We start from the raw sequence: 18,064 nt of genomic DNA on the forward strand, positions 1-18,064 counted from the left end.
GGCGATCGAGTGCCGTTAGACAATTTAATCAGCAAAGAGCCCAAACAGTTTGAATATTTTCATCGTTTGATGGGATATATCATGCTGTCTTTGGTGATTGTTGTCTATCATTACACTCAGCCAGATACGCAATATCAAATCTATATTCCTGCATTTTTATTTTTTCTGATTTTAGTTGTTCCTAAGTTTTCTCATTGGTTAATTTATAGATATAGCAATCAAGTTAAGCGTAATGTGCTTTTTCTGATCGATATCATCGTTATTGCTGTACTAATGTCTGCAGTACATTTAAGCCTCGTTTTAACCTTTCTTGCGGTCTTTGCGCTGCTATATACAACCATTTATAACAAAATTAATTTCTTAATGATGTCCTTGGCAGGAATTGTAGGCGTCACTGTATTTTATTTATGTAATATTTATATCTTTGGTTTTCAAGAATATTTTGAGTCAACCAGCAGTGAGTTAACCGTTCTAGGTTTTTTGTGTCTTATTACGTATTTCAGTGTGGGGACATTTTATCAACACACCCAAGTTCAGTCTTTAAGCAATAAAAAGAACCATTATTATGATCAGATGAATCGTTATATGGAATTCGCCAATCAATTGAGTCGTTATGCGCCAATGCAGCTTTGGCAATCGATTATGAAAGGTGAGTCTGAGGCTAAAATCGAATATAAACGTAAAAAACTCACGATTTTCTTTTCAGATATCCAAGGGTTCACAGAACTTTCTGAAACATTAATCCCAGATGATTTAGCATTTCTACTCAATGACTATTTGAGTCATATGACTGAGATTGCCAAACAGTATGAAGCGACTGTCGATAAATTTATGGGGGATGCAATTCTAATCTTCTTTGGTGATCCACATAGCCAAGGCGTAGAGCAGGATGCAAAAACCTGTTTAGAGATGGCAATGGTCATGCGTCAGCAAATGAAGTTGCTACGTGAACGCTGGATTAAAATGGGTTATCCGCCGCTACACATTCGTATGGGTATTTCTACAGGGTATTGCCACGTTGGGAACTATGGTGCAGCTCACCGTATGGCATATACCATCGTGGGTCGTGATGCGAATTTGGCTGCACGATTGCAAAGTGCGGCCGAAGTCGATGAAATTTTGATTTCAGACGATACGCATCATTTAGTGAAAAATGACTATTTATGTGCACCTAAAGCACCGATCTTCTTAAAAGGTATCAAAGGCCCAGTACGTACTTGGCAAGTGATGGAAAAATACACCTCACAGAAAACAGATTATCAGCGTTGGTTCGACTACGAATATAAAGGCTTTAATCTATTGTTGAACTTAGATGAAGTACAAAACTTTGAATATCCTGAACTAATACATGTTTTAGAACGTATGATACAACGCTTACAAACTCAGCAAAAAATGACCAACTCTGCTGGTATTGTTAAACTGAATTTAGAAGACGAAGTGATCGAAGAAGTCAAAAAAACTGAATCTCACTCTTAATTTCACATGTACATTATAAAAATTAGATCTAATCGTATTGCCTTAAATTGTAAAAATAACTCAATTCATTCTTATATCAAAGCGGCATATTTTTTGAAATGTTGAATTTATTTATGCATAAAAAAGCCAGTGACGATGAACTGGCTTTTTGATTATAGAAAATATTCTATAAATTAATGATTTTCTGAAGCATGGTTGATGGTGTATTTAGGAATTTCAATTTCCAAATCTTCATCTTCAATTTTTACTTGGCATGATAGACGAGAGTCTGGTTCTAATCCCCAAGCACGATCGAGAAGATCTGCTTCGACATCATCCATTTCATCTAGACCATCAAAACCTTTACGTACAACCACATGGCAAGTGGTGCATGCTTTAGACATGTCGCATGCATGTTCAATTTTGATGCCGTTTTTTAACATGCTTTCGCAAAGGTTAGCATTTGCTTCGACTTCAAACTCAGCGCCGTTTGGGCAGATTGTTGCGTGAGGCAGTACTTTAATACGTGGCATAATCTTGACCTATAAATTAATTTGAGTTTGACCAGTCATCGAGTTTTGTGCCTTTCAGTGCGGCATCAATGTGCTGATTCATACGAGCTGCAGCAAATGCATCGCTATGTATTTTAAGCTGTTCTACAGCATGTTCAATAGCTTTGATATCTGTCGTTTCAAGTGCAGCATCTAAAACACTGCGTGCAGCAGTGAGGGAACTGTGTTGCTCTTGGCTGAGGAGTTGAGCATCCACTTTAAGTGCTTGATCAAGTGCTTCAAGTTCACGTTTTGCTTCAACCTTGGTTTCTTGAAGATGACGTAAGTTTTTGTCTTCTTCAGCAAACTTATAACCATCAATCAGTAAGCGTTCAGTGTCGGCATCAGATAAACCATAAGAAGGTTTGATGTCAATTTGGGTATGCACACCAGAAGTGGTTTCTTTGGCAGACACCGTGAGTAAACCATCTGCGTCAACTTGGAAAGTCACTTCAATGCGCGCTTGACCCGCAGTCATCGGTGGAATACCACGAAGCACGAAACGACCTAGACTACGGCAATGTTCAACCAGATCACGTTCACCTTGTACAACATGAATCAACATCGCTGTTTGACCATCTTGATAGGTTGTGAATTCTTGGCGACGAGCCACTGGAATAGCTGTATTACGCGAAATAAGGCGCTCAACCAAACCGCCCATGGTTTCTAAACCTAAAGAAAGCGGTGTGACGTCTAAAAGCAATGAACCATCTTTAGAGTTACCAATAAGCTGGTTCGCTGTAATCGACGCGCCAATGGCCACAACTTCATCAGGGTTAATAGTGCAGAGCGGTTCTTGATTGAAGACATCTCGAACAGCTTTTTGTACAGCATACGAGCGAGTAGAACCACCGACCAATACCACATTTTGAATATCGCTAAGCTCAAGCTTGGCATCACGCATGACACGTTTACAAACGCTGATGGTTTTATCCAAAGCAACTTTAATGATTGATTCAAAAGTAGGGCGGTCTAAAGTCAATGATTGATCAAGAACTTTAAGCTCTACAGATTCAGCCTCGGTTAGAGCTTCTTTTGCTTTACGAGCAGAAACGATGAAATGGGCATATTCAGCATCATCTAAAGTTTCAATATTCAGTTGTTTTTTCACCCATTTTACAATCAGACGGTCTAAGTCATCACCACCAAGCGCCGTGTGGCCACCCGTTGCTAGAACTTCAAAAACGCCTTGAGAGAAACGTAAAATTGAAACGTCAAAAGTACCACCACCCAGATCATAGATCACATAGTTTTGATCATGTGCAAGATTGGTGTCTTGGTCTAAGCCATAAGCCACTGCAGCAGCAGTCGGTTCATTTAATAGACGTAGTACATTTAAACCTGCAAGCTGAGCCGCATCACGCGTTGCTTGACGCTGTGCTTCATCAAAATAGGCAGGCACAGTAATGACGGCACCATTTACTGGATTATTTAAGCTGCTTTCTGCACGGTCTTTGAGTTGTTTTAAAATTTCAGCCGAAATTTCAACGGGTGTTTTGCGACCTTGTGCAGTTTCAAAAGCAGGCATTTCATTCCCTTCACCGACTAAGTTGTACGGGTGTTGGAATTTAATATCTGCTTTAGAGCGACCCATAAAGCGTTTTACAGAAACGATGGTGTTTTTAGGATCAGTCGTTAAGAATGCCTTTGCGTCGTCACCATATTGCGTAGTGGATTCGCCATAGTGTGCAATAGAAGGGAGTAACACACGACCATGTTCATCGTTAAGCACTTTCGCTTTACTAGAAAGTACCGTGGCTACTAAAGAGTGTGTAGTCCCAAGATCGATACCAATTGCGATGCGGTGTTCATGCGGCGCACTTGATTGACCAGGTTCTGCAATTTGCAAGAGAGCCATGTGTGTTACATCCTTTGAACGTCAAATATAAAAAATAAATTAAAAATCATCGTCTAAATCAAAGCTATCGTCGTCTAAGAAGCGATCTTCAGCTTTATCGATGTCAGCCATTACTTTTTGGAAGAAGCGTAATTTACGTACGGTATCACGTGCTTCAGCCCAGTCTTCGTCGTCATAATCAATTTTAAATTCACGAACCAAACCGTCAATCCATTGCTGAACTTCAGTTTTAAGTGAAGTGAGGTCATTAGCAGAGCCTGCCTCATCTAACTGTTCACGAATTTCTAAGGCATCTTGTAGGAACTCAAAATCACTAATCGATTGATCAAGGTGATAATCTTGTTTTTTGAGACTTAAAAGATATGCAGCGCGGCTATCAACATTGGATAAAGCTTTAAATGCTTGATTAATCTCACTAGATTTTATCAGGGCTAGATCTTTGTCTTCGGCTTTATCTGGATGATATTGTTGCTGCAACTTTAAAAATTCAGCTTTTAAAACTGCTAAATCAATATCGAGTGCTACAGGTAAGTTAAACAACTCAAAATGATTCATGGGAGATGGTGTCCGCAATAGAGGTGCAAAAAGTGTTGCTTTAAATGCAATTAAAACAGTGAATTTTACACTGTTTTAATGCGAAAAAGGAGCGTGGAAATGGCTTAAACCGTAAACGATTCGCCGCAGCCACATTCGCCTTTTTTATTTGGGTTATTAAATTCAAAACCTTCGTTTAAGCCATTTTTCACATAGTCCATCTCCATACCTTCAAGATAAACTAAGCTTTTTGGATCAACGAATACTTTTACGCCAAACTGATCGAATACTTGGTCATGCGTGTCAATATCATCGACAAACTCAAGTACATAAGCTAAACCAGAACAGCCAGAAGTTTTCACGCCAACGCGAATACCTTCACCCTTACCGCGATTCTTGATGTAATTGCTGATATGAGTTGCAGCATTTTCAGTTAAATGAATCATGAAAACTCCGTTAATCTTTTTTAAAACACGTAAACAATTAAGCTTTTACTTTCTTGCTACGGTAGTCTTCTACAGCAGCTTTGATTGCATCTTCAGCAAGTACAGAGCAGTGTACTTTTACTGGTGGAAGTGCAAGTTCAGTTGCAATATCAATGTTCTTAATTGCTTGAGCTTCATCAAGAGTTTTGCCTTTTAGCCACTCTGTTACTAATGAGCTAGATGCAATTGCTGAACCACAACCGTAAGTTTTGAAGCGAGCTTCTTCAATTACGCCGTTGTCATCAACTTGGATCTGTAGACGCATAACATCGCCACAAGCTGGTGCACCGACCATACCTGTACCAACGTTTTCTGCATTTTTGTCTAAAACACCAACATTACGAGGGTTTTCGTAATGATCAATTACTTTTTCGCTATAAGCCATGATGCTTCTCCAAACCTCGGGGTCAGCCTTAAGATTAATATGGGGGTGAAATTACGTTAATCAATGAGATAGCCTTAAAATAAAAGCTATCTCACCGGGATGAATTAGTGTTCAGCCCATTCTACAGAATTAAGGTCGATACCTTCTTTGTACATGTCCCAAAGCGGTGAAAGATCACGTAGTTTTTCAACTGCTGCTTTGGTAATTTCAAGTACGTGGTCAATATCGGCTTCAGTGGTGTATTTACCAAAGCTGAAACGAATCGAGCTGTGGGCCAATTCGTCTGAAAGACCCAATGCACGAAGTACATAGGATGGTTCTAAGGTTGCTGATGTACATGCAGAACCAGAAGATACTGCGCAATCTTTAAGTGCCATCATTAACGATTCACCTTCAACAAAGTTAAAGCTGACGTTTAGATAGTTTGCAACGTTGTATTCTGGGTGACCGTTCAGGAAGACTTGTTCAAGATCTTGCAAGCCATTCCAAAGTTTGTCACGAAGTACACGAATACGAGTTTGTTCGGCATGTAGGTTTTTGCCTGCAAGTTCGAACGCTTCGCCCATACCCACGATTTGGTGAGTCGCTAGCGTACCTGAACGCATACCACGTTCATGACCGCCACCGTGCATTTGCGCTTTAATACGTACACGTGGTTGACGACGTACATAAAGAGCACCAATACCTTTAGGACCATAGATTTTGTGGCCAGAGAAACTCATCAAATCAACTTTCATTGTTGAAAGATCAATTTCTACTTTACCAGCAGCTTGCGCAGCATCTACATGGAAATAAGTTTTGTTTGCACGAGTCAATTCACCGATTGCAGCTACATCTGTAGTTGTACCGATTTCATTGTTCACCATCATCAAAGATACAAGAATTGTATCTGGACGAAGGGCTGCTTGAACCATTTCAGGTGTGATTAAACCTGTTTTTGCTTCTGGCTCAAGATAAGTAATTTCGAAGCCTTCTTCTTCAAGCTCGCGGCAAGTATCAAGAATTGCTTTATGTTCAATTTTACTTGTAATAATGTGCTTGCCTTTAGATGCGTAGAACTGAGCAATACCTTTAAGCGCAAGGTTGTCAGATTCAGTTGCGCCAGATGTCCAAACGATTTCGCGTGGATCAGCTTTTACTAGATTAGCAACTTGTTCACGTGCATATTCTACTTTTTCTTCTGCCTGCCAGCCGTAAGCATGAGAACGAGAAGCTGCATTACCAAAAGTACCGTCAAACGTTAGACATTCCATCATACGTTCTGCGACTTGAGGGTCTACAGGTGTAGTTGCTGCATAGTCAAGATAAATAGGACGCTTCATGTCAAATACCTGTAACCGATAAAAGGGCTGAATCAAAGTTTGCTGAATTTTGACGAATAGATACGGTTTGAACGTTATCGCGTGCTACAAGGTCAGCAAGGGTGATTTTTGCAAGATAATCGGCAATGTGGTGGGAGAGTTCCTGCCATAAATCGTGAGTCAAGCACATTGCACCATTTTGGCAGTTGCCTTTGTGGTCACAACGGGTTGCATCAACTGTTTCATTTACAGCTTCAATAATTTCCAAAACAGTGATGTCTTCAGCACTACGAGCAAGGTGGTAACCTCCGTTTGCTCCACGGATGCTGGAAACTAAGCCGTGACGCTTTAATTTTGCAAATAACTGCTCAAGATAGGCCACTGAAATGGTTTGACGAGCTGCAATTTCTGCAAGAGTGATCGTTTGTTCAGTTGGCTGCAAAGCTAGATCAAGTAGAGCAGTCACTGCGTAGCGACCGCGAGTTGTTAAGCGCATGATTCGATACACATGTTAAGTCTAGATATGCAGATTTTATGAATCCTGACTAAAATAGTCAAGTTTTTTTGAGATTGTTTATTTGTTTTATTTTGTCTGAAAAATTATGTATTTATTTGAACCACACATTATACACTAATAACGTTATTAAAAGAACAGATATTAGACTAAAAGCGATATTAATCCGCTTTTGACGACGTTCGATACGCTTAATACGGTTTTTGTATTGTTTAACTTCAACTTGTAGCGTGTTTATTTTAGAGCGTTGCTGTTCAATTTTTTCTAAAAGTGGGGCAATACGTTTTTTAGATGCAACGATATCGTTTTCTTCGACAGGTTCAGACAACCAGTGTTTCCAGTCAGATAAAATTTTCGGCACACTAAATAAAGAAACCAAATCACGAAATTCATCTTTTAAAACTACATCGCCATCGATACGCATGGTTTTGATGCTTTTGCGATTACCAAAAACAAAAATTTTTACCAAATCCATTAATGTCGTACGGACATCAAGGTCGATGGCTTTATCTGGAGATTTCGTGTCGAACAGAATGCCGTGCTCAGTAAACTGAACATAAAAGTCAAAATAAGGGATGTAGCTATTTATTTTTAGTGCGACTTTTTGATCAACAAATTTTTTAGCTTGTAATGCTACAACACGGTCATGTTTTAAAATGAAGGTAAAAATCGTTTCTAAAACAATCAGGGTCATAGTAAGCAACAAATGTGGTTGAGCTTGTGTTTGTTGCGTATCGCTCATAAAAAATGTCCTTGTTAAAATCTGAAAGCACTGGAAACTGAGCGTCCTGCTCTAGAGGAACTTAGAATATACCAAAAATTTGGTAATTCACTAGCTTTGTAGAACAGTTTAATCAATCTATCAAGGTATATGTTTGCTATTATGTTGTTAAAATGAAGAATCACATGTTGATGTGCACATAAAATAATCAGGAGAAGTGCGGATTATGGAAAATACAGAAAGCATAATTGACGATGCACAGGAAACATCAGAAAAGCCGGCTAAACCTCGGGTACGGAGTCATTCTGATCGTCGCTCTAAAATGGATTTTCGTAAATATACCAAACAGATATGGTTGGCTGGATTAGGTGCTTTTTCACGTGCTGAGGGAGAGGGAAATAAGCTTTTTGACTCTTTAGTCAAAGTTGGAGAGGAGCTTGAGTCCAAAACCATTGATATTGCAGATCAAACTGTCGAAAAAGTTTCAGAAAAAGCCAAGGAATCTGTAACCGATACGAAAGATAAAGTAGAAAAAATTTTAGATAATGGTGTCAATCATTCTTTAAACCGTTTAGGATTGGTGACTGTAAAGGATTTACAGCACTTAGAAAGGCTTATACTTCAATTACATACTAAAGTTGACCAATTGGCCGAAGAGAATGCCCAACTGAGGGCCGAAATATTAAAAAAATACTAACTTTTTTAATATTATCGAATTTTCAAGGTTTTTTCGTCAAAAAATTCTATAAAAAGAGGTTGAGGAGTATTGCGTTTAACCCTAAAGCATTGCTATAAAGGCGTTATGGCGTTTTATACAAATTCTTGAACCTTAAATAAACGATATTAAGAGGACGTAATTTTCATGAATAAATCAGAATTAATTGATGCAATTGCCGAAAATGGGGGATTATCTAAGGCCGATGCCGGTAAAGCTTTAGATGCTACAATTGCTGCAGTTACCAATGCATTAAAAGCTGGTGATACAGTTACTTTAGTTGGTTTCGGTACATTCAGCGTAAAAGAACGCGCTGCACGTACTGGTCGTAACCCACAAACTGGTGCGACTTTAGAAATCAAAGCAAGCAAAGTTCCTAGCTTCAAAGCGGGTAAAGGCTTGAAAGATTCTGTAGCTTAATCTTATTAAGCACATGAGACGCGCCATAAATTGGCGCGTTTTTTATTGGTAAATGTGATTAATTGATATATCGCATTCATTCATCTCGGGTTTTCGGTTAAAATTCACCGCAAATAAAATATTGGAATACTTATGGAATCGTTTCGTAAAGTCATTAAGGGTTGGCTGGGCAAGGTCTTGCTCGTTTTGTTTTTGACCCCTTTAGCACTTGTAGGTATTGAAGGATATTTTAGTGGTGGATCTAAAGATGCAGCAAAGATTGTAAACGGTACTGAAATTTCTCAAAAAGAACTCGAAGCACTGACGAACTCATTAAAAGAACAATATCTGGCATATGCTCAGGGTGATGAAACATTATTGAATCAAAATTTCATTAGCAATAAAGCGATGGATACTTTGGTTTCACGCCAATTGCTATTGCAACAAGCTGATAAATTAGGCATTAGCTTGAGCGATGCACAAATTGTACAAATGATTCATCAGCAGCCAAGCTTTCAAGTTAATGGTCAATTTTCTGATGAAGCGTTTGCGCGATACCTCGAATCGATTGGTATGACGAATCGCACATTCATTGATAATTTACGTAAAGACCATGCTTTAAAAATGTTGTCTACAACATTTATGGAATATGCATTGGTGAGTAAGCTTGATATCTTGCAAATTGCGAACTTACAAACGGAACAACGTAGTATTCAGTTGGCGAGCATTAATCTTGAAAATTACAAGAAAAATGTAAAAGTATCTGATGCTGAAATTGCCGCTTATTATGAGCAGCATAAAAACAAATTTAAGCAAGCAACTAGTGTTGATGCAGATTTTGTCGTATTAACACCTGCCAATATAACTGCACCTGTAGAAGCTGCAACTGATGCTGAACTGAAAGAAGCGTATAACAGCTTTGTTGAGAATGCACAGAAGTCAGTTAAACCTATCGTTAAGCACATCATGATCACTGCGGACAATCGTTCAGATGCCGAAGCTAAAAAACTGGCTGAAAGTGTTCAAGCTAAAATTAAAGCGGGTTTAAGCTTTAACCAAGCTGCTGCGCAATTCTCTGAAGATCCTGAATCTAAAGCGAAAGGTGGTGAACTGGTTGCTTATGAAAAAGGTGTATTTGGTGATGCATTTGATGCAGCAGTTGAAGGTGCTCAAGCTGGTCAAGTGACTGCTCCAGTAAAAACAGATAGTGGTTATCACTTGATCGAAAAAGTGGCGCCAGCTGTAAAAGTGGCTTCATTTGAACAGGAAAAGGCACGTCTACAAGCAGAAGTCGCTGCTTCGAAAAAAGCCAATGTTTTTTCTGACACTGTAAACAGCCTCAATGATATGGTTGTGAGCAGTGATGCCCTTGATGTCGTGGGTCAAGAAGTGAAAGGCGTAAAAGTACAATCATTGAATGGCTTAACATTAGCATCGCAACATCAAGTTTTAAGTGATGCAAACGTCAAAGTTAAATTGTTTAACGATGATGTTAAAAATGGTGAACGTAATGTTTCATCTAGCATTCAGCTGAAAAACGGTGATGTAGTTTGGGTAAAAGTGCGTAACTATCATGCTGCAGGTGTTCAAACCTTAGCTGAAGCGAAAGCGCATGTGAAAACTCAGCTGATTGAAAAGAAAGCGTCTGATGCTGCAAAAGCCCAAATTCAAGCGACATTGAAAGAGTTTGCTGCAAAACCTGCTGCTTCAGTCGCGAAAGGCAATTTAAACTTTGAAAATGCGGGTACTTTCACTCGTGCTGATGGTTTGTTGAAACGCGAAATTCAACGTGCTGCATTTAGTGTAAAAGCGCCGAAAGCAGGTCATTGGTCTGTTACGACCACAAATCTACCAAATGAGTTGGTTGTGGTTGCTGTGACTGCAGTGAACAAACAATCTGATGCGGCATTAACGGGTGAGCAGTTAGATGAGTTAAAAAAACTTTACCAACAGCTTCGTGGTCAGCAAGAATTTGATGACTACACACGTTATCTAAAAGATCATGCCAAAATTAAATAATTAAGGCAGCTTTAAAAAAACCAGCTTCTGAGCTGGTTTTTTTTGACTTAAATTGACAGATATAATTTTTATTTAAAAGATTTGGCAAATGAAATATCGGCTCTAGCATCGTAGATTGGTGTTCTCAAAAAAATAATATGAAGAAGAAATAACTCATCACGACAAGGATTAAGCGGATGATATATATGTATATGCCTCAATTTAAACGTTTAAAGAACCCGTTATTGCTATGGATAGATCATTATTTTAAGCACATGATATTGATGCTATTAACCATTTGTGTTGCGAGTAGTATTCAAGCTGCAGAACTGAACTTTCAAAAAGTTCTAGAGCAGGAAAGAGCTTGGGCGGGCTTGACTAGTAAAAAAGTCAAAAATAATGAAATCGAGTGGACATATAGTGAAGGGGGAAATCCACAAAAACCGACGCTGTTGTTGCTGCATGGTTTGTCAGGCACGCGTGATAATTGGAATCGCGTTGCCCGTTATTTAACGCCCAATTATCATGTCATTATTCCAGATCTGCCAGCACATGGAGAAACTATTGTCGCAGATCAATTTGATCTATCGATTCCAAATTTAACTGAGAAATTACGACGATTTATTGATGCTACAAAGTTAGATCCAAATTTACATATCGCAGGGCATTCGATGGGTGGTGCAATTGCCATGCTATATAGCGCTCAGTATCCCTTAGAAGTGAAATCTTTATTGTTGGTGGATTCGGCAGGTGTCTTTAAGTCGAGCAATACAGCGTATCTAAAAGATACGGCAAAGCTTGCAGAGCTAGTGGTCAGAAAAACTGGTGATTTTGATCGCGTGATGAAGATCGTGATGCAATCCCCGCCTTTTATTCCACAAGAATTAAAAATTGGGCAAGAAAAGTTAATGATAGTTCAGTCTAAACAAACCAATAAAATGGTGGAGCAACTGCAAAAAATGGCCACCTTGTATACGCCGGAGTCCTTTGCTTTGGCTGCACGAGGCATTGATACACCTGTGTTTATTATCTGGGGGAAGCAAGATCAGATTATCAATGTTGAAGTAGCAGAAGAATTGAAAAGCTTATTTAAAAAAGCCGAAAAACCGCTGGTATTAGACCATGTTGGTCATATGCCTATCTTAGAAGCGGAGCAGTTAATGGCGTTGCCATATTTAAAGTTTCTTTCAACTGTTCAATGAATAAAATCGGTAAAATAGGTGTAAAAAAGCGAGAAATTTCTCGCTTTTTAAACTTAATTAGACACTTTGAGTTGATTTAAGTACGTACTTTAATTTCATAGCCCGTGTATTTTCGAATATTAATCACACCGGTATCCAAAATCAGATACTGACCTTTAATCCCTTGTAATTTTCCTCGAATAATTGGTGTTTTGTCCAAATTATGCGATTTGATTTTTTCAGGATATTCATCTACCGGGTAGATAAATTGGCGTGGCAACTCATCTTCTAACAGTTCAACAGTTTCATTAAACTCTAAATTTTGGCTAAATTCTTCACGAATGGTCTGAATTTTTGGTGCAAATTCTTCCACCAATTGGTCGCGAATTTCGATCAGGTTGATGGGTTCTGCTTCACCTTTGAGTAATTTACGCCAATCAGTTTTATCGGCCACTTGCGTTCCAAACATGACTTCAAGCTGACCAGATAGACGACGTGAACCAACTTTCATAATAGGCAAAGCTTGCGTCGCACCTTGGTCCAGCCAACGTGTAGGCATTTGACCAAGTCGAGTAATCCCCACTTTTAAGGCACTTGAATTGGCTAAATAGACAATATGCGGTTGAAAGCAAACTTCATGGGCAAAATCATCTTCACGGCAAGTCCCGAGATGGTAATGACAGGTTTCAGGCTTCATAATGCACATATCACAAGAAGCCTTAGTTTTCATGCATTTGAAGCAATGACCTTGTGAATACGATTTAGGTGTTTTTGCGCCGCAAGAAATGCAGTAGATATTTCCCGTGGCTTCGATTTCTATTTCTTGGCCAAGGCTAAATGGTAGATCAACTTCTGAGCGATCTAGAATAAATTTATACTCAACATTTGCCTTGTGTGTATGTTGATCAGTTACACTAAGGTCTTTAAGACCTGCATGCATTTTATGGCAAATGCCTTGTAGTTCCATACGAATACTCACTTCATTATTAAGGATGCGGTCAATGGCTGAACAAAATGTCATCACTTCTATGCTAGACGATTTGTCAAAAGAGCAGCCAATTTCAACCGCAATCTGTATTGGTCAGGATCTTGAGCAATACAATCAATTTCATCCAATTCAATGGCAACATTTTAACGTAACTGAGTTTTTAAATCTGCCTTTTACCCAGCGTTTTGACCTTGGATTTGTGATTCTTGATACTGAAACCATGTTGAGTTTGGATCAGCAGCAGAAAACGCAGATGTTGGTAAAATTACGAGACCTATTCGCTAAACGCATCGTAGTGGTGAGTAAATTACACGATGAACAATTATTACGTGCTTTAGGCTTTACTCAGCTCATTGATAAAACCACGCATGAAAGTGATTTTGCTTTATGGCAGTTTAATATTTTGACTTATAAACACATTCCAGATTGGTTTAACTCTAAATTTTGGGCAAATCCTGAAAACTGGGATAAATTCCGTTGGTAACAAATACTTAGCCTGTGAAAAATTGCAAAAAATTAACAAACATTTATGAAAAATTTGTCTTTTCCCACGTATGCTTTAATTAAGTTTATCTAGGTTTCACTGGGAAAAATAAAATGACAAATTTAAATAATATTGTTGAGATTTTAGCAAAGCAGGCCCTTGGTGGTGCAAACAATCAAAATCAACAAGGTGGCTTGGGCGGTATTTTAGGTTCGGTGCTGGGTCAATTGGGTGCAAATGCAGGCACTCAAAATACCCAAAACAATGCTCAAAACCAAGCGGGTGGTTTGGCTGGAATTCTTGGCTCTGTGTTGGGCCAACTAGGTGGTGCAGCGCAGCCGCAGCAACGTAGTAGTGGTGGCAATGCTTCAACCATTTTAGTAGCAGTGTTACCTCTGGTGCTGGCTTGGATTCAAAAACAAGGTGGCCTACAAGGTGCTTTGGATAAATTACGTGGACAGGGCTTGAGCAGTCAGGTTGATGATTGGGTATCTACAGGCCCTGGTGATAATGCTGCTGTGACTAATCAACAAGTACAAAATTTATTTGATGATGCCGAAGTGGAGCAAGTTGCACAAGAAACACAAACTCAGAAACAAGATGTATATAGCGCAATTTCAACGGTATTGCCGCAAATTATTGACTCATTGACGCCACAAGCTGGACAAACCAATCAGCAAGAAGCGAATGCTGATATTCAACAAGTGATGAATTTGGTCTCAGGTTTCCTGAAGCGTTAATCAAATATCGCTTTAGGTATTTGATTGAATACAAGCCAGTGAACACTGGCTTTTTTATGATTTGAAAAATGATAACAATGTGACGCTTAGATTGTCACTAGGATGGATTAAATAGACGGTTCGACACACTGATTTTTTTGCCAATATAGTGTGATTTTTTTTGACGAATCAAAATGATTTTCGACTGAAATTCTAACTCACCAAACTCTGGCTCAACTTGCACATAATGTAGTTGACCAAACTCATCACGCACCCGCGCTTGAGCTGAAAAGCCGGGACGGGCATTTCCACTTGAAATGGTGGCTAGACGACCCAGTAGGTTAACGGTTTGTTTTTTATATTTGGGCGGGACAACCTGATCCAAACAATGAATCATAAATACCGTAAAGAATATGGCAATAATCAACGCAGGTAAAATAAGATAATAAGCGGGAACGAATTGACCTTCTTTGGCATGTATACAGAATTGAAGTACATAGCCTGCAAAGCTAAAATTCATCAGTAGGAAAAACAAAATCAGAGTCTTGGAAAATTTGACATTCAATAATGCCAACTCTTGTATGCGCTGAGGGGCAATTCTTTTTAAAACTTGGCTAGGACTAATATTGATATAGTAGCCAATGGTTTCAACCATGCCCAATAACAGTACGGCTAATAAACTTAAATGAAAGGGTATTAAGTTATAGTCTGTTAAAAATGCGGACATGGTTGTATTCCAGTGTTTATTCTTCTGTGAGGTAGATTCCACCATCAGAATGCACGTTAATGTTCACTTTTTCAAGGGCTTGACCTTGGCATGGGCCAGAAATACATTCCCCAGATTCGACCATAAATAGGGCGCCATGTGTTGAGCACTCAATAAATTCTTGGTCACGATCTAGAAACTGATTTTCTAGAAACTCAAGTTCTACGTGCAAGTGTGGGCAGTTATTTTGATAAGCGTAAAACATGCCATCACGTTGGGTGATAAAAATCGTTTCACCTTCAGGCGTTTCGAATGATCGTGCTTCACGTTCAGGCACATCATCCGTCATGCAAATTTTAAACATTAAGCACATTCCTTTTGAAATGATTGTAAAAGCTGAGCATATTCTTCAACTGCTAGGCGTGGACCAAACTGAGCCACAACTTCACTTGAAATCAAGATGGCCAGTTCAGCAGCCGTTTGATAGTCATGACCTGCATTCAGTGCATACAAGAAAGCACCAGCAAATGCATCACCAGCACCATTGGTATCTACTGCGGTAACTTTACGACCTGGCACGGTAAATGTTGCTGCTTCATTATGGATTAAGGCGCCTTTGGCACTTAATGTAATGACAATGTGTTTGCTGAGTGATTGCAATTTAGCAAGTGCAGCATCTAAATGATCTGTTTCGGTGTACATCAGTGCTTCTTGTTCGTTACAGAACAATAAGTCCACGCCATCATCGAGTAACTCATCTAGACCTTGACGTGCATATTGCACCATTGCTGGATCAGATAAGGTCAATGCAATTTGTACACCATTGGCTTTGGCGATTTGACGTGCTTGTTTTACCGCTAGGCGTGCGCTGTCTGATGTAGAAAGATAACCTTCGATATATAACCATTTCGCAGTATTTAAGTTGCTAAAATCAATTTGGCTATCAGTTAATTCAGCAGTAATACCGAGGTAAGTATGCATCGTACGTTCAGAATCAGGGCTGACCAATACCATACATGTGCCAGTTACACCTTCACTGATTGATTGAGTTGCAGTTTGGATGCCAGCGTCGTTTAAACCATTTAGGTAAATTTGACCTAAGTCATCATTGCCGACACGACAACCATAAAATGCAGTTCCGCCTAAAGCACTAAAAGCAACCGTTGTATTTGCTGCAGAACCACCAGAAGCTTGACCTTTATATTCTTGAGTGGCTTTTAGATTGTTATAAAGGGCTGCTTGAGTATCGCCATCAGTCAGTTGCATCGTACCTTTTTGCAGATTGTGTTGAATTAGGAATTCGTCAGAGACTTTAAATTCTTGGTCAATAAGTGCATTACCAATTGCAAAAAGGTCAACAGTTGCCATGTTGTATGTTCACATCAAAAAAATGAAAGTGCTAAGTTTACACGAATGCTCAGGAATGCTGTAGTTTGTTGAAGAAAATTCAATTAAAGGACAGGTGTGTATAAAAATCGGGCAAATCCATTATATTTTTACATTTTTTTTGAATTAGTTGCCGTTTTAATCAGCTTTGCTATTGTGCAAATCGAAAATTTTTACTTTTATAGAGCTATAGGGTGTTCAGACTGAATCAAGATGATTTGGTCATCATAAATAGATAACAGATTAAAAGTGTGAATATATGGAAATTACGATTCGTCCAGCAGAGCAACTTCCTGCTCAAATCGAAAATATTGCTGCTTTGGCGCAGCATGAAGGCTATACATTTATACACCGTTTAATTGAAGAATATCAAAGTGGTAAAAATCGTTTTGACCAAACGGGTGAGCAATTATTGCTTGCTTATGATGGCGATAAATTGATTGCTTGTGGCGGTTTAAATCAGCAATGGGGTGATACTGGTGTAGAAGAACGGATTGGTCGAGTTCGCCGTTTCTATGTGCATCCGCAGTACCGTCAGCATGGCGTGGGTAAGCAGCTACTGGTGGAATTGGAAAAGGGTGCAAAAAAACACTTTTCTGCACTATGCTTAAATACAGAACTTAAAAATGCTGCAAAATTCTATCAAAAACAGAATTATGTCTATGTTGAAAGCCATCCAAATTATAATTATTTCAAATATCTGGTTTAGTTTTAAATCCAAAAATAGACAGTAAACACTATAAATCAAGCATCCGATATCGGGTGCTTTTTTCTTGTGATAATTCTAAAAAAGAGCGCCTTATTTTAAGCAAATTTTTAAGCAAAAATTCATTTTAGTTATCGAAGATATAAGCATCAAAATGACTGCATAGAGTGATGCATATGCAAGTGTATGAGCTACAAGACTACGTTAAAAAAGTCCCTGAGATTACCGCACTGTTTTGGTTGACCAAAATTTTTGCGACCACCTTTGGTGAAACCAGTGGTGATGCATTGTCCATGTCCTTAAATTTGGGCTATCTACTCAGTACCTTTATTTTCGCAGGCATATTTATCAGTTTGCTGTATTTTCAAATAAAGTCCAAAGCCTATAAACCTTATTTATAGTGGGCCACGATTATTGCCAGTACAACGGTAGGTACGACTTTAGCGGATTTTGTAGATCGTTCTTTAGGGATTGGCTACTTGGGTGGTAGTTTGCTGTTGCTGAGTTTGGTGCTCATATCGCTTTTTAGTTGGTATCGAGTCGAAGGATCGATCAATCCAAGTGTAGTGAATTTGCCGCGAACACAGATCTTTTATTGGTTGACGATTACATTTTCTCAAACATTAGGTACGGCTTTGGGGGACTGGACTTCCGATAGTGCAGGATTAGGCTATAGCGGTGGCATTTGGCTATTTGGTGGTCTAATTATCTTGATGGCATTGTTGTACTTTTTTAGTCAGGTCTCAACGACGATTTTATTTTGGGCTACTTTTGTTTTGACACGTCCATTGGGCGCAGTTGTCGGCGATTTTCTAGATAAGCCAATCAGTTCAGGTGGATTGGATTTAAGTCGCTTTATGGCTTCCTTTGTATTGTTATTGGCGATTGTGATTTGTGTCTATTGGTCAACACGAAATGATAGGCAATCCATAAAACCAGTCTAAATGTTTTAGTGCGAAAACAAGTGATTTTTAAAAT

20 protein-coding genes and 1 pseudogene are annotated in these 18,064 nt (G+C 38.9%); 9 read left to right on the plus strand and 12 right to left on the minus strand.

Features of this window, described 5'->3' with window-relative positions; genetic code table 11:
* Positions 1-9 precede the first annotated feature (9 nt).
* Positions 10-1,476 carry an adenylate/guanylate cyclase domain-containing protein gene (locus FTU62_RS06660; protein ID WP_180034814.1) on the plus strand — a complete coding sequence of 489 codons (1,467 nt, stop codon included), beginning with the start codon at positions 10-12 and terminating at the stop codon, positions 1,474-1,476.
* A gap of 173 nt (positions 1,477-1,649) precedes the next feature.
* Here the strand turns inward: FTU62_RS06660 and fdx are convergent, their stop codons facing one another.
* From fdx to FTU62_RS06700, 8 genes are all read right to left on the minus strand, one after another.
* Entirely contained in the window at positions 1,650-1,988 is a 339-nt protein-coding gene (fdx, locus tag FTU62_RS06665) for an ISC system 2Fe-2S type ferredoxin (protein WP_078188671.1), read from the minus strand.
* A 16-nt stretch (positions 1,989-2,004) separates the two neighbouring features.
* Complete coding sequence (hscA, locus tag FTU62_RS06670; protein ID WP_180102239.1) at positions 2,005-3,864, minus strand: Fe-S protein assembly chaperone HscA; 1,860 nt, start codon at positions 3,862-3,864, stop codon at positions 2,005-2,007.
* Positions 3,865-3,903: 39 nt separating this feature from the next.
* Positions 3,904-4,419, minus strand: coding sequence for a Fe-S protein assembly co-chaperone HscB (hscB, locus tag FTU62_RS06675; protein WP_180102240.1), 516 nt, complete (start codon positions 4,417-4,419; stop codon positions 3,904-3,906).
* Positions 4,420-4,523: 104 nt separating this feature from the next.
* On the minus strand, positions 4,524-4,844 hold the full coding sequence (gene iscA, locus FTU62_RS06680; protein WP_078188668.1) for an iron-sulfur cluster assembly protein IscA: 321 nt from the start codon (positions 4,842-4,844) through the stop codon (positions 4,524-4,526).
* A 37-nt stretch (positions 4,845-4,881) separates the two neighbouring features.
* Positions 4,882-5,268 carry a Fe-S cluster assembly scaffold IscU gene (gene iscU / locus FTU62_RS06685; protein WP_078188667.1) on the minus strand — a complete coding sequence of 129 codons (387 nt, stop codon included), beginning with the start codon at positions 5,266-5,268 and terminating at the stop codon, positions 4,882-4,884.
* A gap of 104 nt (positions 5,269-5,372) precedes the next feature.
* Positions 5,373-6,590 (minus strand): IscS subfamily cysteine desulfurase, encoded by a 1,218-nt coding sequence (locus FTU62_RS06690; RefSeq protein ID WP_078193480.1) that lies wholly within the window; start codon positions 6,588-6,590, stop codon positions 5,373-5,375.
* A 1-nt stretch (position 6,591) separates the two neighbouring features.
* Positions 6,592-7,065: an Rrf2 family transcriptional regulator gene (locus tag FTU62_RS06695; protein ID WP_078188665.1), complete on the minus strand. Its 474-nt coding sequence runs from the start codon at positions 7,063-7,065 to the stop codon at positions 6,592-6,594.
* A 112-nt stretch (positions 7,066-7,177) separates the two neighbouring features.
* On the minus strand, positions 7,178-7,825 hold the full coding sequence (locus FTU62_RS06700) for a hypothetical protein (RefSeq protein ID WP_078188664.1): 648 nt from the start codon (positions 7,823-7,825) through the stop codon (positions 7,178-7,180).
* Between the two features lie 205 nt (positions 7,826-8,030).
* Between FTU62_RS06700 and FTU62_RS06705 the strand changes: the two genes are divergently transcribed.
* The 4 genes from FTU62_RS06705 (at position 8,031) to FTU62_RS06720 (ending at position 12,118) form a co-directional block, all read left to right on the plus strand.
* Positions 8,031-8,501, plus strand: a complete 471-nt coding sequence (locus FTU62_RS06705; protein ID WP_180102241.1) for a phasin family protein — start codon at positions 8,031-8,033, stop codon at positions 8,499-8,501.
* 165 nt (positions 8,502-8,666) lie between these two features.
* Complete coding sequence (locus FTU62_RS06710; RefSeq protein ID WP_078188662.1) at positions 8,667-8,939, plus strand: HU family DNA-binding protein; 273 nt, start codon at positions 8,667-8,669, stop codon at positions 8,937-8,939.
* 132 nt (positions 8,940-9,071) lie between these two features.
* Positions 9,072-10,937: a SurA N-terminal domain-containing protein gene (locus tag FTU62_RS06715; protein ID WP_180102242.1), complete on the plus strand. Its 1,866-nt coding sequence runs from the start codon at positions 9,072-9,074 to the stop codon at positions 10,935-10,937.
* A 263-nt stretch (positions 10,938-11,200) separates the two neighbouring features.
* Positions 11,201-12,118, plus strand: a complete 918-nt coding sequence (locus FTU62_RS06720) for an alpha/beta fold hydrolase (protein ID WP_373886330.1) — start codon at positions 11,201-11,203, stop codon at positions 12,116-12,118.
* Positions 12,119-12,194: 76 nt separating this feature from the next.
* Here FTU62_RS06720 and FTU62_RS06725 read toward each other — a convergent pair whose 3' ends face one another.
* Entirely contained in the window at positions 12,195-13,064 is an 870-nt protein-coding gene (locus FTU62_RS06725) for a DUF2797 domain-containing protein (RefSeq protein WP_078189198.1), read from the minus strand.
* Positions 13,065-13,098: 34 nt separating this feature from the next.
* Here FTU62_RS06725 and FTU62_RS06730 point away from each other — a divergent pair, with 34 nt between their 5' ends.
* Positions 13,099-13,569, plus strand: a complete 471-nt coding sequence (locus FTU62_RS06730; RefSeq protein ID WP_078188659.1) for a DUF6231 family protein — start codon at positions 13,099-13,101, stop codon at positions 13,567-13,569.
* Between the two features lie 113 nt (positions 13,570-13,682).
* Positions 13,683-14,309 carry a YidB family protein gene (locus FTU62_RS06735; RefSeq protein WP_180102243.1) on the plus strand — a complete coding sequence of 209 codons (627 nt, stop codon included), beginning with the start codon at positions 13,683-13,685 and terminating at the stop codon, positions 14,307-14,309.
* 97 nt (positions 14,310-14,406) lie between these two features.
* On the opposite strand, the gene FTU62_RS06740 is transcribed toward FTU62_RS06735, so the two are convergent.
* From FTU62_RS06740 to FTU62_RS06750, 3 genes are read right to left on the minus strand one after another with little or no spacing between them, the layout of a single operon-like run.
* On the minus strand, positions 14,407-15,015 hold the full coding sequence (locus FTU62_RS06740; protein ID WP_168378601.1) for an OB-fold-containig protein: 609 nt from the start codon (positions 15,013-15,015) through the stop codon (positions 14,407-14,409).
* A 16-nt stretch (positions 15,016-15,031) separates the two neighbouring features.
* Positions 15,032-15,358, minus strand: coding sequence for a Rieske (2Fe-2S) protein (locus tag FTU62_RS06745; protein ID WP_078188656.1), 327 nt, complete (start codon positions 15,356-15,358; stop codon positions 15,032-15,034).
* Positions 15,358-16,362, minus strand: coding sequence for an adenosine kinase (locus FTU62_RS06750; RefSeq protein ID WP_180102244.1), 1,005 nt, complete (start codon positions 16,360-16,362; stop codon positions 15,358-15,360). The genes FTU62_RS06745 and FTU62_RS06750 overlap by 1 nt, the downstream gene beginning before the upstream one ends.
* A 277-nt stretch (positions 16,363-16,639) precedes the next feature.
* Between FTU62_RS06750 and FTU62_RS06755 the strand changes: the two genes are divergently transcribed.
* Positions 16,640-17,089: a GNAT family N-acetyltransferase gene (locus tag FTU62_RS06755; RefSeq protein ID WP_078188654.1), complete on the plus strand. Its 450-nt coding sequence runs from the start codon at positions 16,640-16,642 to the stop codon at positions 17,087-17,089.
* Positions 17,090-17,262: 173 nt separating this feature from the next.
* Positions 17,263-18,030 (plus strand): annotated as a pseudogene (locus FTU62_RS06760) (hypothetical protein).
* Positions 18,031-18,064 lie beyond the last annotated feature (34 nt).

It is taken from the genome of Acinetobacter sp. YH12126 (genome assembly GCF_013418745.1).
In the GTDB taxonomy this organism is placed as follows: Bacteria; Pseudomonadota; Gammaproteobacteria; order Pseudomonadales; family Moraxellaceae; genus Acinetobacter; species Acinetobacter amyesii.

Bases quoted from the DNA above. Each gene is read 5' to 3' on its own strand.
- fdx (WP_078188671.1), bottom strand. From the start codon at position 1,988: ATGCCACGTATTAAAGTACTGCCTCACGCAACAATCTGCCCAAACGGC.
- hscA (WP_180102239.1), bottom strand. From the start codon at position 3,864: ATGGCTCTCTTGCAAATTGCAGAACCTGGTCAATCAAGTGCGCCGCAT.
- hscB (WP_180102240.1), bottom strand. From the start codon at position 4,419: ATGAATCATTTTGAGTTGTTTAACTTACCTGTAGCACTCGATATTGAT.
- iscA (WP_078188668.1), bottom strand. From the start codon at position 4,844: ATGATTCATTTAACTGAAAATGCTGCAACTCATATCAGCAATTACATC.
- iscU (WP_078188667.1), bottom strand. From the start codon at position 5,268: ATGGCTTATAGCGAAAAAGTAATTGATCATTACGAAAACCCTCGTAAT.
- FTU62_RS06690 (WP_078193480.1), bottom strand. From the start codon at position 6,590: ATGAAGCGTCCTATTTATCTTGACTATGCAGCAACTACACCTGTAGAC.
- FTU62_RS06695 (WP_078188665.1), bottom strand. From the start codon at position 7,065: ATGCGCTTAACAACTCGCGGTCGCTACGCAGTGACTGCTCTACTTGAT.
- FTU62_RS06700 (WP_078188664.1), bottom strand. From the start codon at position 7,825: ATGAGCGATACGCAACAAACACAAGCTCAACCACATTTGTTGCTTACT.
- FTU62_RS06705 (WP_180102241.1), top strand. From the start codon at position 8,031: ATGGAAAATACAGAAAGCATAATTGACGATGCACAGGAAACATCAGAA.
- FTU62_RS06710 (WP_078188662.1), top strand. From the start codon at position 8,667: ATGAATAAATCAGAATTAATTGATGCAATTGCCGAAAATGGGGGATTA.
- FTU62_RS06715 (WP_180102242.1), top strand. From the start codon at position 9,072: ATGGAATCGTTTCGTAAAGTCATTAAGGGTTGGCTGGGCAAGGTCTTG.
- FTU62_RS06720 (WP_373886330.1), top strand. From the start codon at position 11,201: ATGCTATTAACCATTTGTGTTGCGAGTAGTATTCAAGCTGCAGAACTG.
- FTU62_RS06725 (WP_078189198.1), bottom strand. From the start codon at position 13,064: ATGGAACTACAAGGCATTTGCCATAAAATGCATGCAGGTCTTAAAGAC.
- FTU62_RS06730 (WP_078188659.1), top strand. From the start codon at position 13,099: ATGGCTGAACAAAATGTCATCACTTCTATGCTAGACGATTTGTCAAAA.
- FTU62_RS06735 (WP_180102243.1), top strand. From the start codon at position 13,683: ATGACAAATTTAAATAATATTGTTGAGATTTTAGCAAAGCAGGCCCTT.
- FTU62_RS06740 (WP_168378601.1), bottom strand. From the start codon at position 15,015: ATGTCCGCATTTTTAACAGACTATAACTTAATACCCTTTCATTTAAGT.
- FTU62_RS06745 (WP_078188656.1), bottom strand. From the start codon at position 15,358: ATGTTTAAAATTTGCATGACGGATGATGTGCCTGAACGTGAAGCACGA.
- FTU62_RS06750 (WP_180102244.1), bottom strand. From the start codon at position 16,362: ATGGCAACTGTTGACCTTTTTGCAATTGGTAATGCACTTATTGACCAA.
- FTU62_RS06755 (WP_078188654.1), top strand. From the start codon at position 16,640: ATGGAAATTACGATTCGTCCAGCAGAGCAACTTCCTGCTCAAATCGAA.